Annotated in this window: 2 protein-coding genes; both read left to right on the top strand. The window is 56.0% G+C overall.

Annotated elements, in window-relative coordinates; genetic code table 11:
• Nucleotides 1-70: 70 nt before the first annotated feature.
• Nucleotides 71-382, top strand: a complete 312-nt coding sequence (locus QQF40_RS16965; RefSeq protein ID WP_225346885.1) for a transposase — start codon at nt 71-73, stop codon at nt 380-382.
• 53 nt (nt 383-435) lie between these two features.
• A partial coding sequence (locus QQF40_RS16970) for an IS3 family transposase (RefSeq protein ID WP_285462025.1) occupies nt 436-811 on the top strand: 376 nt, incomplete at its 3' end.

Genomic DNA, 811 nt, shown 5'->3' on the forward strand with positions numbered 1-811 from the left:
TGTAGTGGCACAGTGAATCTGGCCACCTGACTTTGAGTGTATGATGGCTCACAGAGACAATCAGGTGCAGATGATGACGAAGAAGAGAACTTTTAGCCCGGAATTTCGCTTGGAAGCGGCCCAGCTCGTGGTCGACCAGGGCTACACGCTGAAGGCGGCGTGTGAGGCCATGGGGGTTGGAAAATCCACCATGGAGTATTGGGTTCGCAGGCTTCGCGCTGAGCGGGCAGGCAAGGCGCCGCTGAAAGGTGAGGCTCTGACGCCGGAACAGCGTGAGATCCAGGAACTGAAGCGCAAGCTGCGGCGAGTGGAAGAAGAGAAGGCAATATTAAAAAAGGCTACCGCTCTCTTGATGTCGGACTCCCTGAGCAATTCTCGATAATCGAGCGACTTGAAGAGAGCTACGCGGTGCAGCACTTGTGTCAGGTGTTTGGGGTGCATCGCAGTAGCTACCGGGCTTGGCGTAGTCGGGATAGAAGACCTTGTGAGACTGAGCAGAAGCTGCTGGCTCAGGTTGTCGAGGCGCATACCGTCAGTAACGGCTCTGCCGGCGCTCGCAGCATTGCAAAAATGGTCACGCAGGCAGGAATACCGTTGAGTCGTTATCGGGCCAGCAGGCGGATGAAGCAGCTGGGGCTGATGAGTTCGCAGCCGCCGAGGCACGCCTACAAGAAGGCTGATCAGCCACACCTGGATATACCGAATGTTCTTGATCGGGAGTTCGATGTAAAGAAGCCCAATCAGGTATGGACCGGCGACATTACCTATATTTGGACAGGGGCACGCTGGGCTTATCTGGCAGTGGTCATCG

Origin of the sequence: Cobetia sp. LC6, assembly GCF_030264805.1 — a bacterium.
Classification (GTDB): domain Bacteria; phylum Pseudomonadota; class Gammaproteobacteria; order Pseudomonadales; family Halomonadaceae; genus Cobetia.